The following is a 17,447-nucleotide window of genomic DNA, read 5'->3' on the forward strand; positions in this document are numbered from 1 at the left end:
GAAAATTAAAAGTTTTCAAATATCAACAAAAACATATTTCTGTTTAAATCGGAAAACTTTTAATCCCTATTTTTTTTTGCTGTATGCAAAGTCAATCAACTCAACAATAGCGCTTTCAATCTCTTTTCTACCTTCTTCAGTTTTCAGGTCAATACCGCAGAACTTGTTTGCGTTATATCCTGTATAAAGGTTAAGATAGTAAGCCCCGGAAACAATTAAAGCCATAATTGCTCTGTGCCTTGTAGCTACCCCTTCGCCAAAATAAGGATCTGAGATATTTCCAAATAAAACCTCTCCTACCTCTTCACGTTGTTCAACTAATTTCTTAAGAATAGGTTTACTTTCTGAAAGCTCCCACAGGATAATCTTCTGAAGTTCTTTATTCTTCTTCAGGTTTTCGAACTGGTTGAGTACAACCATTTTAGTAAGTTCGTGTCCACCATCAGAGAAATCCATATCAACGTCCTGGTTAACTTGGCTCCAGTAGTCCTGAGATTTGATATATTCATCAATCAGTTTATCAGTACTTCCAAAGTACTCATAGATCAATTTTTTATCAAATCCGGCTACTGCGGCAATTTTACTTACTTTTAGTCCGGAGTATCCTTTTACTCTTAAAATTTTACCAACTGCAGCAAGCAGTTTTTGCTTTGTTTTTTCTTTGTCCCTAATGGGGCCCTGCACTACTTTTCTAGGCATAATTATTATTTTTTTGCAATATGCAATTTTTTATTAATATCATCAAACGCGTTAAGCGTTTTGTCGAGATGTTCTTTTTCGTGTCTTGCAGTTACACTCATCCTGATACGCGCATCTTTTCTTGGTACAGCCGGATAAAGAATCGGGTTGGTGTAGATTCCTTTTTCTATTAGTAGTTTTCCGGCTTCTCCTGTTACATAGGGGTCTCCTATTTTTACTGGAATAATTGCGGAACAGGTAACCCCGGTATCCAATCCAAGATCGTCAAGTCCTTTTTTGAAATAATTGATATTGCTCCAGAGTTTTTCTCTCCAGATAGGTTCTTCGTCTATTAAATCAATGGCTTTAACAATTCCTGCGGATGATGGCGGAGCTGTTGCTGAGAAAATCTGCTGACGGGAATGGAATCTGATAAATGCGGCCAGTTTCTTATCGGCAATGACATATCCTCCAAGGTTTCCAAACGTTTTACTGAATGTTCCTGTGATGATGTCTACTTTATCTAATAATCCAGTCTGTTCCAAAGTACCTCTGCCGGTTTCTCCAAGGATACCAACGCCATGTACGTCGTCTACCATTAGAAAGGCATTATACTTTTTCACAAGATTGTAGATCTCATTAATACGGGAGGTATCACCATCCTGGGAATACACTCCGTCCACAATAACGAGTTTCGTACGGTACAGATTTTCAGATACCTTCAAAATGTGTTCCAAAGATTCCAAATTATTGTGCGGAAAGGTTTTTTTATTGGTAAAAGCGCATCCTTCGTGTACACTGGCATGTACTGCCATGTCTAAAATAGCAAGATCTTCTTTCTGCATTAAACACTGTAAACTCGCACTATTAGCAGTATAACCGGTAGTAAATACTACGGCTTCATCTTCTGTTCTTTTAAAAAAGCTTGAAATTCTTTTTTCTAAGGCATTGTGATAATCAAAATATCCTCCGATAAGAGGAGTTGCTCCTGTACCTGTACCATATTTTTCGATTCCTTCAATAGCAGCCTGTTTTACTTTTGGATGCTGTGTAAATCCTAAATAATCACTTGATACAAAACTAACAAATTCTCTGTTTTGGTCTGCAATATTTACATTCAGTATCGCATTGGTTCCTGAAGTGTTCTTCAGTCTGTAATTCATGTGTCCGTTAGACTTTACATAGTCTAAATATTCATAAAAAATTTCAGCCCTTTGAGCCATATCGTTATCTGGTATATTCTCAAAGTCTTTAATAGTTGCTGTTGTGAAATTGATGCTCATCCTTAATCTTGTTTGTTGTGGTTTAAAAGAAACAAATATATAACTATTTAGAGGGCTTAAACCCCTGCATTAAGATTAAATATTATTAAAGACACAATAATTTATTCTTATGATCTGGTAACCAAACTATTTTATATATCTGCATCTTTTTAACTTTTTTTTCCTATTGAATTAATTAGTTTTTTCTCACCTAAATTTAATAAAAAAATCAAACAATAAAGAAATATTAATATATAAATAATAAAAAATGATGATTATTTTTCACAAACGACTCATTCATAAAAGATTATTTTCCCATTATTTTAACATTTTAATTCACTAAACAACCTTTTAAAACCAACAATTTGATTGGCCAAATCCCTACTCAAAGACAAAACACGGCGTCAATCTCCTGTTACAGCAATATTAAACAAAAAAAGTAGTCAGATTAAGTTCTTTTTGGAATTCCTGAAATTTCCGGGAGTAAAACCGGTCATTTTTTTAAAAAATTTTGAAAAATTGGATGGGTCGTATGTAAAAATACGGGCAATTTCTGCTACAGATTTATCGGAACTGATAAGCATTTTTTTGGCCTGCTCGATAATTTTTCCATCATAAAAATAACAGGGGTGTTCTCCGGCTTCTTTTTTAATGGTATCGGTGAGGTGTTTATGAGAAACTGCAAGCTCTCCTGCAATTTCGTTCAGTTCCATAAAATCCGGAACGGTTCCGGAAATAACATCCTGAATATGTTTGTCCAGAAAGGTAAAATATTTATGGGTAATTTCTTCACTTCTTTTCATCGCGTATTTTTCTTGCTAATCTGTATTCAAGGTATAAAATTAATCATAAGATACAAAATAACATGGTGAACTTTTCGGATATTTGAAGCTCATTAGTTAATAAAAACTATCTTTGAAAGCTTGTGTAGAATTTTTTACTTTTAGTTTTTCCAGAATATTCTGACGGTGTCTGCTGACGGTATTGATGCTTATGCAAAGTATATCAGCAATTTCTTTGCTGGCATAGCCTTCTCCCACAAATTTCAAAACTTCCAATTCCCTTGGACTCAGAATGTTTTTATAATCAAGTTTGTCTTTTACAACAACTTCTCCCTTTATGGTGTTGATAATCATAAAATCAGAAACCATAGATGGAGCCAGAGCAATATTATAAAGACAGAGAGCCAGCCTCAGTCTGCCATTGGAGGGTGAATACATGTAAAACATACGGTGCTTTACCCAGCGATATTCTTCATTTTTATCCTTCATCCTGATTTTTGACACAACACTATATTCTGTGCGTTGTTCCATTTCCATAGTATCCAGTAATTTGAAAAAGCGGAGCTCATGGATATATTTCTTTAGACGGTCGTCCGGATGGATTTTTTTCAGCATCTCTTCTTCCCAGATAGAATCAATTTCTGTGGGGATTTCTCCCATGGCCAGTCCAAGCTCTCCGGCGGCTGCAGATTTATAGATATAGCTTCTATTCGCCTGCATATCACTCAATACACAGATTGCTCCCTCCATCTGGGAATAGGCAAGAGCCCTCTGCTTATAGATTTCTATATCAAGCATGCATTTTCTGGAAGCGTTATCTAGTAATTTATCGCTGAGCTGTTCACGGATTTCCATAATGGTTATTTATCAGTATTGACGCGAATAAGGTTTAATAATACTTTTGCTAAAATAATAATTTACCCTTAGAATTTATCCAAAGAGAATGAAGAAATTGATTTTAGGCTTTTGTGCCCTATTCCTGATTCAAAAGCTTTCTGCCCAGAGCCTGGAGAAAATGACCTGGTTCAATGAGCCTGAAAAATGGGAAATCAAAAACAACAGCCTTTCGATGTTTGTGACTCCGCAGAGCGATTACTGGAGAGTTTCACATTATGGATTTACGGTGGATGATGCTCCTTTTTATTACACCACGTATGGTGGTGAATTTGAAGCAAAAGTAAAAATCACCGGCAGTTACAAGGCCAGGTTTGACCAGATGGGTCTTATGCTGAGAACTGACAAAGAGCATTATATCAAAGCGGGAGTGGAATTTGTAGACGGCAAGTATAACCTCAGCACTGTGGTGACCCACAACAAAAGTGACTGGAGTGTCATAACATTAGAGAAAGTACCTCCTGCAGTTTGGATAAAAGCCGTAAGAAGACTTGATGCTGTGGAAGTATTTTATTCTTTTGATGATAAAAACTATATCATGATGCGGAATGCTCCTCTTCAGGATAATACTCCGGTAATGGTTGGCCTAATGGCGGCCTGCCCTGACGGACAGGGCTTCAATGCTGTTTTTGAAAACTTCAAAGTACAGCATCTGCCGGATGAGCGCAGGCTGAAGTGGCTTGAAACTCATAAATAACGATTGAATTACACTTCAATATACAATCAGTTTAATTCGCCTCCCGTATCTATGGGAGGTTTTGTATGTTTAAAAACAAAATTTCTGATGGGACAATAAAAAAGAGGCCTTACTTGTGATACAGCCTCTTTTGTTTTTTTGAGATAAAACCGTTTGTGTTCTTAGAATCATTATTTATACAATAAATCTTCTTTAGTCGTTGTGAAAATATTTTTGCAAAAATATGAATATTCATAAGCCTTAACAAAGATGTCATGTAGAATTAACCTCATTTTTTTGTCAAACTTTTACTACAAAAAGCAATTAAATCTAAGTAAAAACCATTCATCAGGAAATTCTAAAAAAAATGGCAAAAGCATCAATATTTATTATTTGCAAAATCCTAAAACCAATCACAAGTTCGGTACAGCACTGAGATTTATAGGAGTATTTTCAAATTGAATTCAGTATAAATTTATCACTTATTATTGAAATATCATAATGTTTCAGAAAATTTCATATACCCTATCATCTGCAAACCGGGATAAAACTTGTACAAAACAGATTTTAGAATACTGATTTATCGCCATAATTTCACTATTTTTACACAATCAAAAAATATAAAACACAAAAGACCTGAAAACTTCAATGATAAAAATTTATTTTCAATCGTTCCTGCCCATTAAAAAAACATTGACTTGTACAAACACTATTATTAACCGTCTTTTGCACTAATGCAGGAGATATAGATCTGTTTTGCACATATATGAGAGTTTGGGCATTTATATTTGCTTGCATCTATTTTAACATTTACGGACAAAGCCACACTTCTACGTGGTATAACATAGACAATGGGCTTCCGCAAAGCAGTGCAAAGGCCATTGTCAAAGATAAATATGGTTTTATCTGGATCTCTACAGAAAACGGTCTTGTACGATATGACGGAAGTTCGTTTATTACCTTTAATAATTTCAAAGTAAACAATCTTCATTTCGGGGAATTTATTGGTGATCCACTCCTGGACAGCATTACGGTACTCAATAATTTCCAGGAGAATAAAATTATCATTAAGAACAGGTTTCCAAAACTTTCCCATCTCACCGGAAGTGATAAAATGGCTTTTTCCAATGGCAATACTATTGTTCAGCGGATTGCCAATAATATTATAACATCAAGCTTTTATAATGATATTCAGTATTTTATACAGCTTAAAAATTCAGCCTATTATTTTACAGAAAAAAACACAATCATCTATAAAGAGGGGAAAAAAGAAACAAAAACAGCACTCCCATTTACCAATAAGGATCTGAATAATATTTTTGTACTGAATGAGACTCTTTTTATTAATGATCTGAAAAAAAGGAAAACCTATTCTATCTATAAAGGGCAGCTTTCTGTTTCTGAAGAATCAACACTTTTTAATCACCCGGACACCAAAATCTACTGGCAGCAGATTACCAATCAGACTTTTATCATCAATCATGATAACATTTATATTTTAGAGGGTAACGAAAAGAATCTCCGTTTAAGGTTTCTCATCAATTTTGAGGAAATAGGCAACCACTCTTACTGTTCTATGTTTTTTGATAAAGACTTCAATAAACTTTATCTGGGAACGCTTAACAACGGACTTAATGTACTTAAGCTTACCAATTTTTATATTTCAAAAAAGGAAGCTGATTTTTCCAATAATATCTATTACGCATCTCTCCCCTTCAGTAAAAATACAATCATCGCTGAGGACGGAACAGAATTCGGGAAAAACGGCATTGTCAAAAAACACCTGTTCGGGTGCAATGATAATTATCTGATGATGTACGACGATTCTGAAAATATTCTGATCAGAAAGAGAAACAGCATTATCAGGTATTACAAAAATTCGGGATATAAAAGGAAGGACTCAACTTTCATCGGTAAGGGGTTTGAAGCTTTTATGAAAAGCGGAAATTTTTATGGCACTACATTTACGGACCTTTCGGGTACCCAACTCCGTCTTTATAAAAAAAATTTGTTTACCCGTCCGGATTTCACTTATAATTTTAAAAGCTTTGTCAATATTTTTTTCCAGTACAGCGACCGTGAAATTCTGACCGGCAATAGTGACGGTCTGTATTCGATCATGCTGGGAAGCAATACCATAACTCCGCTCATCAAAAATATCCATGTCAAAAGTATTTTCAGAACAAAGGATAATCTGATCTGGATTACGACGAATAAAAACGGGTTTTATCTTTTCAGAAACCACAAGCTCATCAAGATGCCGAATGACAGAAATGGCTACCTGCAATCTGCTCATTATATTCTTGAAGATCCAAAAGGCGCTTACTGGATTTCTTCCAACAACGGCCTTTTTAAAGTTCCTAAAAAACAGCTCCTGCAGTATGCAGAAAACAGAAAAACACCGGTTTTTTATTACCGCTTCACCAAAAGAGACGGCTTCCTCACGAATGAATTCAATGGCAGCTCTGAGCCTAATGCCTACGCTCTGGAGAATGGAGAATTTGTATTTCCATCAATGGACGGATTTGTATTTTTTAACCCGGACAATATCCGGACTTATTATCCGGAAAGGAATAAAATATATATTGAAAGGGTAAAAATAGGAAATTCTGAACCTCAGTATTTCCATCAGACCCTTGATTTAAAGAATAATTATAAAACTGCGGATGTTTTTATTGACATCCCCTATTTTTCTAATCCCGAAAACCTTTACATCGAAGGAAAAATATCGGGAAAGGAAAATACAGGATGGGAGCAGATCCCAACAGGAAACGAATTAAAATATACCATCAGTGATCTTTCTCCGGGTGAATATATGCTCAGTATAAGAATACTTATTTCTCCGGACGGAAAGTATGAGGTAAAGACCATCCGTTTCAACATTCAGCCTCTTTTTTATCAGACATTATTGTTCAGAGTTTCTGCCTCTGTGGTCATACTGATTATCATCATTATCATTGTTCAGCTGACCACCAATTTTTTAAGAATAAAGAATAAAGCATTAAAGCAGATTGTCCGTAATAAAAATTCTGAACTGAAAGAAACTTCCCTTCACCTTGAAGCGGTAAAAAGCAATCTGCAAAAAGAAACGGAATATCAGAAAAAACTGGTGGAAACCATCAGCCACGATATCACCACTCCTATCCGGTTTATTGCCATGCTTTCTCAGAAACTTCATGAGTCTGATGATCTGGAGCTTCAGAAGAAATATTTTGACAGTATTTATAAATCTTCAGAACAGCTTTATCAGTTTACGCTGAATCTAAAAGAATATACAGAACTTTACAAAGCAGAGAATATTTTTGAAGAAAAAGAATATCCTATCAACAGAATCCTGGAAATCAAGAACAGGCTATTCTGTGAAATTGCCAAAGAACAGGGAACAACAATCAGCCTACTCGCTGAACATACTTTGTATTCTAAAGTGAATGAAAGTATTTTAACCGCCATTATTCATAATATTCTTGATAATGCCGTGAAAAACACCTTTGAAGGAAATATAAGCCTGAATATTACAGAAACCCAACAAAAATCCACAATCATAATCGCAGATACAGGTATCGGAATGTCCACAGAACAGATTGCCACTTATATGAACCTCTTCAGGAATCCTACGCTGGAGACCCCCAGCTTCAAAGGGAAAGGTCTTGGCCTGCATATGGTTATCCATCTGGTAAAAAAAATCAACGCTGAAATCAGTTTCAGTCAAAACCAGCCTTCGGGAACGGTTGTGAAAATAATACTCAAAAAAACTAATCTCTATGAATGAAAGAATTTTAATCGCTGATGATCATTATGTAGTAAGAGCAGGAACCTCTCTGGTTCTTGAGACTGCTTATCCGGAGTTGAAAATAGATTTTGCAGAAAACTATGACCAGGTTAAAAAAAAGCTTGGTGGTTCACGTTATGACCTGCTTATTTTAGATATTGATATGCCTGGAACTCAGTATAAAAAAATGATCCCGGAGCTTAAAAATATACAGAATGACCTCAAGATTCTTATCTTTTCAGGATATGATAAAGATGTTGCCATCCAATATATCAGAGAAGGCGCAGAAGGTTACCTGAATAAGCAAAGCAGTGAGGAAGAAATCAAAAATGCAGTAAAAACAGTGATTGAAAAAGGGTATTTCTATCCCGCAGAGCTGATTGGTCTTATTATTCAAAACAAAAGAAATAATCCTGTAGAAAAGCTGTCATCCCGTGAATATGAAATCTTTAAGCTTCTTGCCGACGGAAACGGAAATCTTGAGATTGCCAACAGGCTTAATATCCAGATGTCTACCGTGAGTACTTACAAAAAGAGAATTTTTCAAAAGCTTGATGTCGCCAATATTGCAGAACTGATCAAGGCCTACGAAATGATGCATTAAAAAACGGGGCCGGAATCTCATCGTATTCCGGCTCCAGAAAAACACAAATCTCACTAGATTTTTCACCAGTCGATCTGTTGATTATTTATAGTATCAATGTATTTTTAGAATCATAGAAAAGCATTCTGTTAATATAATCTCTGCACAGAAAGAAACAGTTCTCTAGTGTTATCAGCAGTATTGGAATCTGTTGTAGTAGCATCACTGCTTCCGGTTGTAGATTTATTATCTACGCGGAATGCATAATACACTCTATACCATCTTGGCTCTGGTTCCTGTATGGTAATATCAAAAGTTACCGTCTCATTATGGGTCTGTGTAAGATAAACACCGTCATCAAACTGCCTGTAGGCACCTGGTGATAGTTTAATATTTCCGTTGTCAGAATCGCCGGTATGGGTAGACATTTCCGAAACCCAGATTTTCACATCTGAAGTTCCTGCATTATAAAGTCTCGGATTAAAAGTGGTGCCTGCCCCTGTACCCGCTGAACTGCTGTTAAACTGCGCATCAAGCCTTAAAAAGCCACCCAAAACAGGAAGATCAGAAAGATAGGTACTGGCCAATGTACCCGCCCCGGAAGTACCTGCAGGAATGCTCCCATGATAGTAAATCAGGTCTCCAATTGTAATATCATCGTCTTTTCCTCCAAATGCAAATTTCCAGGTGGTTCCGTTAAACATATAATAGCCGGCCTTATCTACCTTTGCCGTTTTTACAGAAGGCATCGTCACCGCTTGAGTCACATAGACCAATGCTCCTGTCTGCGCAGCCAGATAGACGTTATCTTTCGCCTTCAGCTGATCGCCAGTTACTCTGGGAGCCATTACCCCATCAGGAATGGTAGCGACATCCGGTTTTCCTTCCACATGTAATGTTACTTTAGGGGAATCTGTATTGATCCCTACTTGGGAATATGCCGCTATTGAGAAGCTCATCATTATGCTGGCAAGAGTTAATTTTATTTTCTTCATTTTAGTATATTTGTTTAAAATTATTAAGGGGGGGTGAATAAATCATGTGGATCAATTGATAGGTAATCAATAAACCTTGGTTGAGCTAGCTGGTGCAAAGTTATCTGCACGGATAAATCAAATTCCTTAATAATCAATGAAAAACCGGAAACGGCTCATTAAAACACAAGTTACTAAAAATCAATATTTTACGGCAGTTATTTTTTGATATTTGACTGTTGTAAAGTGAATTGAAATGATTTAAAATTATCTTTTTACCACAAATGAATACCGCAAAAGACATAAAAATTGAACAGTACAAAAAACAGCTGGTGTATTGTTACAACATTCTGATGTCTGTTATTCTTGCTGTATTTGCTTTGATATTTACTTTTATCATTCCGGATAAAATAATGGCCTGGTATCTTTTTGGAGGACTTTTTTTAATGGTTTACACTTACCTGATTGTACGTAAAACGTATTCGATAAATGTGATGGTGCATTCCTATATTATCATTGCAACCCTTTTTAATTTTTATATCATGCTTGCTTTCTGGAACAATTCTATAGCAAGTTTTGTGTGGCTTATCCCGATTCCGCTGGCCGCATATGTTTTCTTTCAGAGGAAATACGTCTTTATCTACAGCCTATTTGTATTATTGAATATTATTGCAGGCTATCTTATTTCAAAAAATTTCAGCTTTAACTTCCCTCTGCACAGTCAGGATGATGTAAGGATTACAGATACGATCCTTATGATTTCCAATGTAGCTGTAATATCTCTGCTGCTCTACTTTAAGGATAAAATAAAAAGATTTGAAATTTACCATGAAATTGAAGATAAAATTCAGAATCCGGAAGTTCAGCCAGCCCTTGTGACAGAAAAAGCTCCCTTTGCAGATGAACTCTTTGAGAAAATTGAGCTTGTAATGAAAGAAAAACAGCTGTATAAAGATGTTAATTTTAATATTTCAAAACTTTCTGCAGAAATGGATATCAACAGCAGTTATATCTCAAAATCAATCCGGGTAAAGGGGTATCCCAATTTCAATAATTATCTGAATATGCACAGGATTGAGTGTGTGAAAAGACTGCTTACTGAAAATGATATTGAGAAGGTAACCCTTATGTACATTTATACCGAGGCAGGATTTTCAAATCAGTCTACTTTCAACAGAGTATTCAAGCAGATGGAAGGTATTACCCCTTCAGAATATATCAGCAGCCTACCGATACTCTGATTTGTTTCACCAATAAATATCATTGAAACAATGATTTTTAAATCCGAAAAATAATCAGGAAATTTACAGAACCTAATTTTTCTGTCAAACCACTGCATTTTAATTGCAAAAAATCATGAATTCATCTGAAAAAGCCAGTCAGGGAAGCTCACGTTTCCGATATATAAAACTTTGTATTTTCTTTTCGGGACTTTCGGTTTTTGCTCAGCTTTATCTTTTCCAGCCGATGCTGCCCATGGCTGCAGAACAGTTCGGGGTGTCTGTAGGTGATACTTCCCTTCTTGTATCTTCCTCTACAATAGGCATGGCATTGGGATTACTGTTTTTTGCTTTTAAAGCAGACAGCTATTCCAGAAAAGGTCTGATGGTCTTTTCATTGATTTCATCTGCCGTACTTACCATTATTTCCACCTGGATCCCAAGCTTAAGCCTCCTGATCGCTATCGGAGTACTGAAAGGTTTTGTTGTTTCCGGAGTTTCAGCCGTTGCTTTGGCCTATCTCACAGAGGAAGTGAATGCTCTGGCAGTACCGGCAGCTATCAGCATGTATCTCAGCGGTAATACCATCGGAGGAATGAGCGGAAGAATAATGGCGACTCTTCTTGCTGGTGAATTCGGGTGGCGCAATGCAGTACTTTTTATCGGGATAGAAAGCTTCATTTTGGGAGCTGTATTCTGGAAATTATTCCCGGAATCAAGGTTTTTCAATCCACAGAAAACAGATTATCATCTTAAGGTAAAACAGATGAAGTTTTTCCTGACTAATCCTTACATGCTTCGGTTATATTGTACCGCCGCTTTACTGATGGGCGTTTTTGTAAGCGTTTATAATTACCTGACATTCAGACTGGAAGCCAAGCCGTTTTCCTTAAGCCACTTTATCATCGCTTTTATTTTTCTCATGTACATTTTCGGGGTCTTTGGAACAATGATCGTTGGGCGTCTTTCCAGAAGGTTTTCTATGAATGATATTCTGAAAGGTTCTATTTTATTTATGCTTACCGGAGCAGCATTGTTATTATCTGAAAATATCTATATTCTTATTTTCGGGCTTGGTCTTTTTACCCTTTCTTTTTTCGCAGCCCACACGATGGCCAGCCAGATGACTGCATTGTATGCCAAACGCGGAAAATCTTCGGCCACTTCTATTTACTGGCTGTTTTACTATTTTGGTTCAAGTATTTTGGGCAGTGGTACCGGCTATCTTCTTCATGCTTATTCCTGGAATATCTTCATAGGAATTCTTATCATAGCAGTTATTATAGCCCTTCTGTTAGCCACAGCTAATGTAGTCCCAAAAGCAAGAACAAAAAACTAGTACCACATACATACCACATCCATTTTTTTGGCAACACGTTATAATTCGCCTACACGTGTACTATTTTAACATATTATTAATTTTTTATAGTAAAAATTTAACCTAACCTTCCCTAAAACAGGAGACAACAATATGATGCCGGGCATAGTATTTGCTGTTTATACAGGACTATATCATCACCTAAAAATCAAGATATTATGAACGTAGCAGATTTAAAAATCAAGAACTTGGTGGAGTATAATAATCAGATTTATACGATCTCCGAGATCTTTCACAATGTCGAACAGGCTTATTTTGTTAAAATTGAAAATGATATTCAAAGTATCTCGGTCCCGGCATCTTCTATCAAACCTATTAAAATAACAGAAGAATGGCTTGAAAAACTGGGGTTTTCAAGAACTTACAGTTCCGATAAGAGTATACGGTATGAAAGACCGGAACCCTTTATAAAATACGACATAGACCTAAGTTCCAGGAAAATACTGGAAGGTCTTAAAATATATGGGAATGCTATAAAGTGCAAGTACATCCATGAGTTTCAGAATATTTTCTCAAGCTTGTTCGGAAAAGAAACAGCTTTACATTATGGTTATTTGAAAACAGAATCGTAGTTTATATAGTTCTAAGCTGTAGAAGACCACAATTTATAAGATAAATTGTGGTCTTCTTCTTTAAGAATAAACAAGCAAAATCCACCTGTTTTTCATTTAAAAAAATTCCGAAAACTTCACCATGGCTATATCATTAATTTCATTGATATTTGTAATAACAATATAAAAAACACGTCAATGATTCTAAAGATTATTAATTCCGCATTGATTTTATTTGCAGTCTTCATGGGCTTCAAACAAGGAATCGCCATGATTTCCGGTAAACCAGAGATGGCTGAAATGTTCGGGAAATGGGGATTTGACAAAACAGGACTCATGATCAACGGAGCGGTTACTATACTGGCTTCTGTAATGATTTTATTTCCAAAAACATTTGTTTGGGGAAATTTTCTGATGGCAGCCGGCATCCTCCTGATCATTTGTTTTCAGCTTTTAAACAAAGACCTGAAAGGCGCTATGATAGAACTTCCTTTTCTTTGTCTGAATCTGATTATTATTTATCTGCAACACCCTCTTAAAAGCTAAAACCAATGAGAACTTATAAGCTGATCATCATATTCCTGACAGGCTTCTCCTGTATAACCTGCGGACAAAATACAAACAAAAAGAAAGAAAATCTACAGCCACAACTTTCAAAAAAACAACAAATAATGGACTTATCAAAAATAACAGACCCTGAAGTAAAAAAAGCCATAGAAGCTTTACAAAACGGTGATAAAAGCTGGTATAGTTTTTTCACAGAAAACCCTGCAATGACCGATGACGGTCGTTCCATAGATTTCCAATCTTTCTTCTCTAATGCTCTGGGTAATGAGATGTTTCTCAGCATAGACCGCGTAGAAAATGATGGAAAAAATATATATGGTAATTTTAAAGCCGGAAAATGGGGAACATTCCAGACTTACTTCAAATTCCACAAAAATGCAGAAGGAAAATTTGATAAACTGGATATCGGGCAGGCCAGATAATTTTTTTATACTGAAAAAGTGTCATTCCGGACTTTAACTGCACAATATCCGAAATGGCACTTTTGAAAGCTATTTTATTCTTTTAAATTCAATCTGGTTAAGGCTCGCTCCGGAAAGCATAAATCCTGAAATTGTATTGTTCCTATCATTTTTAAATTTAATACGGCCAAAGATTGATTTATAGGAATAAACTTCTGACTCACTTAGAAAATATAATGGGATATCAGGGTTTATAGCATGTCTGGCAACAAGCTTATTGCCTTCAACAACCAACTGATAAATGGTATTGAATTCTTCATTTCTATAAAACCCGGCATATTTATTAAGATCAATCTTGTCTTCATTCAAAGGCTTTAATATTACTTTTTTACAGATGAATGTAAAGTCACCGATCCTGTACGTTAGCTTCCCGGGATGAAATGTGAAGCTTGCGGTGGGAAGAAAAGGAATATCAAATTTATGATCTCCTGCTGCTTTTAAAGGCGCTTTATTATGATCCCAGTAAAGATTTTTGCCATCTGTTTTAATATCCAGGTAATTTCCGGGATTGATCTCGTAAGTTCCTGCAAATGGCTTTAACTCAGCAGTGGTATAATCTATTTTTTCAGGAGGTACCGGAAACGTCTGCTGATCTTTAAGCAATACGTCTACTAATCCGTAGGCAATCAGCAATCCATCAAAGACACTTTTATTTCCCGCAAGAACAATAGACAGATGATAAGCAGGAATATGAAGGATATAAGATCTGTAGCTGGCTGTGCCTCCCCCATGAAATACAATATCCAGTCCTTTATACTTTCCGGTTTGTAAACCCAATCCGTATTCTATTTTTTCACCGGCATTCAATAAGGTACTTTGCTGCATCTTATTATAAATTTCACGGCTTCCGACGGATGGTTTCTGAAAGTTGGCAGCCCATATACACAGATCATTCAAAGTGGTAAAAATATTGGAAGAACCATTTTCCATTTGTCCCAGAGGTGTTTTTACAAAACCGGAACTTTTTTCCTGGTAAGACTCCGCCCTATTCGGGATAATTTTCACCGGATCATCCACGGCCATCGTATGATCCATGTGCAGTGGCTTGAAAATATATTCTTTAAGGATCTCGGTAAAATCTTTTTTATAAACCCTGTGAAGAATTTCTGCCAACAGCATAAATCCTGTATTATTGTATCTGTATTCATCACCAGGTTTAAAATTGATACTTTTAATCGCCAAAACAGTTTTTATGGCATCCGCATTCGTCACCCGGAATTCATCTCCAAATCCCTGCAACCGTTTGATGCTTGTAAAGTCCGGCAGACCATGGATGTGATTAGCCAGCTGCCTGATCGTGATTTTATAAGGTAAATTTTTCAGCTCCGGCAGATAAGTTCTGATATCATCTTCCAATGACAATCGGCCTTCCTTTTCAGCCAAAAGTATGACCAATGCAGTAAATTGTTTGGAAACGGAAGCAATATCAAAAGCTGTGGAATCCGTTACTGGAATCCGGTCTTCAATATTGGCAAGTCCGTATGTTTTTTTATAGATAACTTTTCCGTCTTTGATAATCCCTACAGCCATTCCGGGTTCATTGGATTTGGAGTAGCTTCTCACGAGGGAATCTGCTTTTTGTATTTTATCCTGCCTGATCAGCTGTCCGGAATAAAATCCGGTGTTCAGAATGGTAAAAAGAAACAATGCGAATCTGATTTGTGGTTTCATCTGTTTAAATTTTAATGATGAAGCAAATCTGAAACTTTGTACTGATTTAAATATCCGACTACCGGAAATCGGACTCTTTTTATCTGGAAAATCAGTCCGACTTAAAATCGGACACTATTTACACTGCTGATTTTCTGTAATCTGTAGGCGTAACACCTGTTTCTTTTTTGAAAGCAGTATAAAATGAAGATCTGGAATTGAATCCAACTTCATACAGCACTTCAAGCACCGTAAGCTGAGGCTGATCTTTAAGAAGGGCTTTCGCTTTGTTGATTCTGAACTCATTAATAAAGTCGAAAAAATGTTTACCTGTATGCTGATTAATTAATACCGACAACTGCTTTTCCGCCATACCAATCTGTTCCGCCAGTTTCTGTAAGGTAAGTTTATCATCCAGATAGGGTTTTTCGGTTTCCATAAATTTCAGGAGATTTTTCAACTGCTCCGGCTCTTCTTTCCGGGGTTCCTGAATTTGCTGTACAGGAATCAGATTTTTATTGATTCCCGCAAGAAGATTAGGACGGTATAAAGCATTCAATACAAACCAGCTGATGACAAACAATACAAATACCGAGTTGAGTGTATATAAATATAAAAATGCAGTTTCATTATCTTTTAATAATTCCCTGATCAGGACAAAAGTATTCCCGATCAAAAAGAGAATCGTTGTCTGCATCAGCCATTTATAGGTAAGATGATGATTACTGGAATAGTTTTCCTGATACAGCTTTCTGAATGTTTTCAACACCAGAAATACAGCAACCATATAAAAGTAATACTGAATGGTAGAAACGATATCAAATGCCTGATCATTTTGCTGAGAAATTCCTGATATACTAAACCAGACCAGGAAGCACAAAAACGGCACTGCATGAAAAAGATGTTTTGTCCGAAGGGTAAAATTATAATAACACGCCGCATTGACATACAGAAAATACAAAGGCATCTGCAGCAGAACACTGGCCAGCTTGAATCCTTTGATTATCTTGTTATCAGGCGGCGGCAGGAAAAACCCAGAAAGATCAATGACGGAAATCAACAGAAAGGCAGCAAATAAATAATTCGGTAGTTTTCTTTCAGATTTTGCTGTAATCAGGAAAGCGCTTAACAGCAGAAACAGGAAAAAAATAATCTTGCCCAAATCGTTGATCAATGACATATTCTCTATTTTCATGATAATTACAAAACTACAAATAATAGTTTCTTGTTGTGTACTTTACCCCATTGGAAGCCCATATTTTTCAAACCCCATTTTTCTTTCGGCGGGTATTCAGCCAGCTTTATCATTACAAGTTTTTAATATTTACGTAAATTTGCGCCGGAGCAGGCCCATAATTGTTGGGGACAAAGCACATTACTTCATGACAGATACATACCCTATAGTTTCACAGCTGATAGAGCACTTTAAAGAAATCGTTTCGTTAGAAGATAAGGATATTGACTGTATCACTTCAAAATTAGAAATTATACAGCTCAAAAAGAAAGACTATCTGCTTCGTGAAGGACAGATTTCCAGACACATGCGTTACATTGCTCAGGGAAGCCTGTACGCCTATCATATTGATGAAAAAGGAAAAGAAAATACCACCCAGTTAGGCATTGAAAACTGGTGGGTGAATGATCTTTACAGTTATCTGAGCGAATTGCCATCCAGAATGTTTATTCAGGCCAATGAAGAAACCACCATTATACAGATCAGTAAAAGCAACTTGGAATTATTATACAAAGAAGTTCCTGCTATCTCAGAATTCTGGCGTCTGAAAATGCAGTCTGCTTATGTTACGCTACAAGAAAGAACCTTTGAACATTCAAGGGTAGATGCCTATACTAAATACCGGACATTCGTCTCGACCTACCGCAATATTGAGCAGCGTTTTCCTCAATACATGATTGCTTCCTATCTGGGAATCACCGTAGAATACCTGAGTTATCTGAGAAAAAAACACCTGTCTGACCTTTCTTAAGATTTCTTAAGTTTATT

General features: G+C 36.2%; 16 protein-coding genes. 9 read left to right on the forward strand and 7 right to left on the reverse strand.

What is annotated here, in order from left to right:
- Positions 1-66 precede the first annotated feature (66 nt).
- The 4 genes from FW781_RS18380 to FW781_RS18395 form a co-directional block, all read right to left on the reverse strand.
- Positions 67-699 (reverse strand): TetR/AcrR family transcriptional regulator, encoded by a 633-nt coding sequence (locus FW781_RS18380; RefSeq protein WP_077414530.1) that lies wholly within the window; start codon positions 697-699, stop codon positions 67-69.
- Between the two features lie 5 nt (positions 700-704).
- Positions 705-1,961: an aminotransferase class I/II-fold pyridoxal phosphate-dependent enzyme gene (locus FW781_RS18385; RefSeq protein ID WP_149388743.1), complete on the reverse strand. Its 1,257-nt coding sequence runs from the start codon at positions 1,959-1,961 to the stop codon at positions 705-707.
- A 422-nt stretch (positions 1,962-2,383) separates the two neighbouring features.
- Positions 2,384-2,743: a helix-turn-helix domain-containing protein gene (locus FW781_RS18390; RefSeq protein WP_149388744.1), complete on the reverse strand. Its 360-nt coding sequence runs from the start codon at positions 2,741-2,743 to the stop codon at positions 2,384-2,386.
- A 96-nt stretch (positions 2,744-2,839) separates the two neighbouring features.
- Positions 2,840-3,577 carry a response regulator transcription factor gene (locus FW781_RS18395; protein ID WP_149388745.1) on the reverse strand — a complete coding sequence of 246 codons (738 nt, stop codon included), beginning with the start codon at positions 3,575-3,577 and terminating at the stop codon, positions 2,840-2,842.
- Between the two features lie 88 nt (positions 3,578-3,665).
- Between FW781_RS18395 and FW781_RS18400 the strand changes: the two genes are divergently transcribed.
- The 3 genes from FW781_RS18400 (at position 3,666) to FW781_RS18410 (ending at position 8,665) form a co-directional block, all read left to right on the forward strand.
- The gene (locus FW781_RS18400; protein ID WP_149388746.1) at positions 3,666-4,313 is read left to right on the forward strand and encodes a DUF1349 domain-containing protein; all 648 of its coding nucleotides are present in this window, start codon (positions 3,666-3,668) and stop codon (positions 4,311-4,313) included.
- A 745-nt stretch (positions 4,314-5,058) separates the two neighbouring features.
- On the forward strand, positions 5,059-8,061 hold the full coding sequence (locus tag FW781_RS18405) for a sensor histidine kinase (RefSeq protein ID WP_149388747.1): 3,003 nt from the start codon (positions 5,059-5,061) through the stop codon (positions 8,059-8,061).
- The gene (locus FW781_RS18410) at positions 8,054-8,665 is read left to right on the forward strand and encodes a response regulator (RefSeq protein ID WP_047384396.1); all 612 of its coding nucleotides are present in this window, start codon (positions 8,054-8,056) and stop codon (positions 8,663-8,665) included. The genes FW781_RS18405 and FW781_RS18410 overlap by 8 nt, the downstream gene beginning before the upstream one ends.
- Positions 8,666-8,793: 128 nt before the next feature.
- Here FW781_RS18410 and FW781_RS18415 read toward each other — a convergent pair whose 3' ends face one another.
- Positions 8,794-9,639, reverse strand: a complete 846-nt coding sequence (locus tag FW781_RS18415) for a hypothetical protein (RefSeq protein WP_149388748.1) — start codon at positions 9,637-9,639, stop codon at positions 8,794-8,796.
- A 263-nt stretch (positions 9,640-9,902) separates the two neighbouring features.
- Here FW781_RS18415 and FW781_RS18420 point away from each other — a divergent pair, with 263 nt between their 5' ends.
- The 5 genes from FW781_RS18420 (at position 9,903) to FW781_RS18440 (ending at position 13,756) form a co-directional block, all read left to right on the forward strand.
- Positions 9,903-10,859, forward strand: coding sequence for a helix-turn-helix domain-containing protein (locus tag FW781_RS18420; protein ID WP_149388749.1), 957 nt, complete (start codon positions 9,903-9,905; stop codon positions 10,857-10,859).
- Positions 10,860-10,974: 115 nt separating this feature from the next.
- Positions 10,975-12,177, forward strand: coding sequence for an MFS transporter (locus FW781_RS18425; RefSeq protein ID WP_149388750.1), 1,203 nt, complete (start codon positions 10,975-10,977; stop codon positions 12,175-12,177).
- Positions 12,178-12,374: 197 nt separating this feature from the next.
- Positions 12,375-12,788 carry a hypothetical protein gene (locus FW781_RS18430; protein ID WP_149388751.1) on the forward strand — a complete coding sequence of 138 codons (414 nt, stop codon included), beginning with the start codon at positions 12,375-12,377 and terminating at the stop codon, positions 12,786-12,788.
- A 177-nt stretch (positions 12,789-12,965) separates the two neighbouring features.
- A complete protein-coding gene (locus FW781_RS18435) occupies positions 12,966-13,313 on the forward strand; it encodes a DoxX family protein (protein WP_149388752.1) in 348 nt (115 codons plus the stop codon).
- A gap of 5 nt (positions 13,314-13,318) precedes the next feature.
- Positions 13,319-13,756 carry a hypothetical protein gene (locus tag FW781_RS18440; protein WP_149388753.1) on the forward strand — a complete coding sequence of 146 codons (438 nt, stop codon included), beginning with the start codon at positions 13,319-13,321 and terminating at the stop codon, positions 13,754-13,756.
- A 69-nt stretch (positions 13,757-13,825) separates the two neighbouring features.
- On the opposite strand, the gene FW781_RS18445 is transcribed toward FW781_RS18440, so the two are convergent.
- Both FW781_RS18445 and FW781_RS18450 read right to left on the reverse strand, forming a co-directional pair.
- Positions 13,826-15,466, reverse strand: a complete 1,641-nt coding sequence (locus FW781_RS18445; RefSeq protein ID WP_149388754.1) for a serine hydrolase domain-containing protein — start codon at positions 15,464-15,466, stop codon at positions 13,826-13,828.
- A 118-nt stretch (positions 15,467-15,584) separates the two neighbouring features.
- Positions 15,585-16,640: a helix-turn-helix domain-containing protein gene (locus FW781_RS18450; protein ID WP_149388755.1), complete on the reverse strand. Its 1,056-nt coding sequence runs from the start codon at positions 16,638-16,640 to the stop codon at positions 15,585-15,587.
- A gap of 187 nt (positions 16,641-16,827) precedes the next feature.
- On the opposite strand from FW781_RS18450, the gene FW781_RS18455 reads away from it, so the two are divergent.
- On the forward strand, positions 16,828-17,430 hold the full coding sequence (locus tag FW781_RS18455) for a Crp/Fnr family transcriptional regulator (RefSeq protein WP_149388756.1): 603 nt from the start codon (positions 16,828-16,830) through the stop codon (positions 17,428-17,430).
- Positions 17,431-17,447 lie beyond the last annotated feature (17 nt).

It is taken from the genome of Chryseobacterium panacisoli, assembly GCF_008274625.1.
Taxonomy (GTDB): domain Bacteria; phylum Bacteroidota; class Bacteroidia; order Flavobacteriales; family Weeksellaceae; genus Chryseobacterium; species Chryseobacterium panacisoli.

What these genes read in the sequence shown, in the direction of transcription:
- FW781_RS18380 (WP_077414530.1), bottom strand. Translation starts at nt 699, where the DNA reads ATGCCTAGAAAAGTAGTGCAGGGCCCCATTAGGGACAAAGAAAAAACA.
- FW781_RS18385 (WP_149388743.1), bottom strand. Translation starts at nt 1,961, where the DNA reads ATGAGCATCAATTTCACAACAGCAACTATTAAAGACTTTGAGAATATA.
- FW781_RS18390 (WP_149388744.1), bottom strand. Translation starts at nt 2,743, where the DNA reads ATGAAAAGAAGTGAAGAAATTACCCATAAATATTTTACCTTTCTGGAC.
- FW781_RS18395 (WP_149388745.1), bottom strand. Translation starts at nt 3,577, where the DNA reads ATGGAAATCCGTGAACAGCTCAGCGATAAATTACTAGATAACGCTTCC.
- FW781_RS18400 (WP_149388746.1), top strand. Translation starts at nt 3,666, where the DNA reads ATGAAGAAATTGATTTTAGGCTTTTGTGCCCTATTCCTGATTCAAAAG.
- FW781_RS18405 (WP_149388747.1), top strand. Translation starts at nt 5,059, where the DNA reads ATGAGAGTTTGGGCATTTATATTTGCTTGCATCTATTTTAACATTTAC.
- FW781_RS18410 (WP_047384396.1), top strand. Translation starts at nt 8,054, where the DNA reads ATGAATGAAAGAATTTTAATCGCTGATGATCATTATGTAGTAAGAGCA.
- FW781_RS18415 (WP_149388748.1), bottom strand. Translation starts at nt 9,639, where the DNA reads ATGAAGAAAATAAAATTAACTCTTGCCAGCATAATGATGAGCTTCTCA.
- FW781_RS18420 (WP_149388749.1), top strand. Translation starts at nt 9,903, where the DNA reads ATGAATACCGCAAAAGACATAAAAATTGAACAGTACAAAAAACAGCTG.
- FW781_RS18425 (WP_149388750.1), top strand. Translation starts at nt 10,975, where the DNA reads ATGAATTCATCTGAAAAAGCCAGTCAGGGAAGCTCACGTTTCCGATAT.
- FW781_RS18430 (WP_149388751.1), top strand. Translation starts at nt 12,375, where the DNA reads ATGAACGTAGCAGATTTAAAAATCAAGAACTTGGTGGAGTATAATAAT.
- FW781_RS18435 (WP_149388752.1), top strand. Translation starts at nt 12,966, where the DNA reads ATGATTCTAAAGATTATTAATTCCGCATTGATTTTATTTGCAGTCTTC.
- FW781_RS18440 (WP_149388753.1), top strand. Translation starts at nt 13,319, where the DNA reads ATGAGAACTTATAAGCTGATCATCATATTCCTGACAGGCTTCTCCTGT.
- FW781_RS18445 (WP_149388754.1), bottom strand. Translation starts at nt 15,466, where the DNA reads ATGAAACCACAAATCAGATTCGCATTGTTTCTTTTTACCATTCTGAAC.
- FW781_RS18450 (WP_149388755.1), bottom strand. Translation starts at nt 16,640, where the DNA reads ATGAAAATAGAGAATATGTCATTGATCAACGATTTGGGCAAGATTATT.
- FW781_RS18455 (WP_149388756.1), top strand. Translation starts at nt 16,828, where the DNA reads ATGACAGATACATACCCTATAGTTTCACAGCTGATAGAGCACTTTAAA.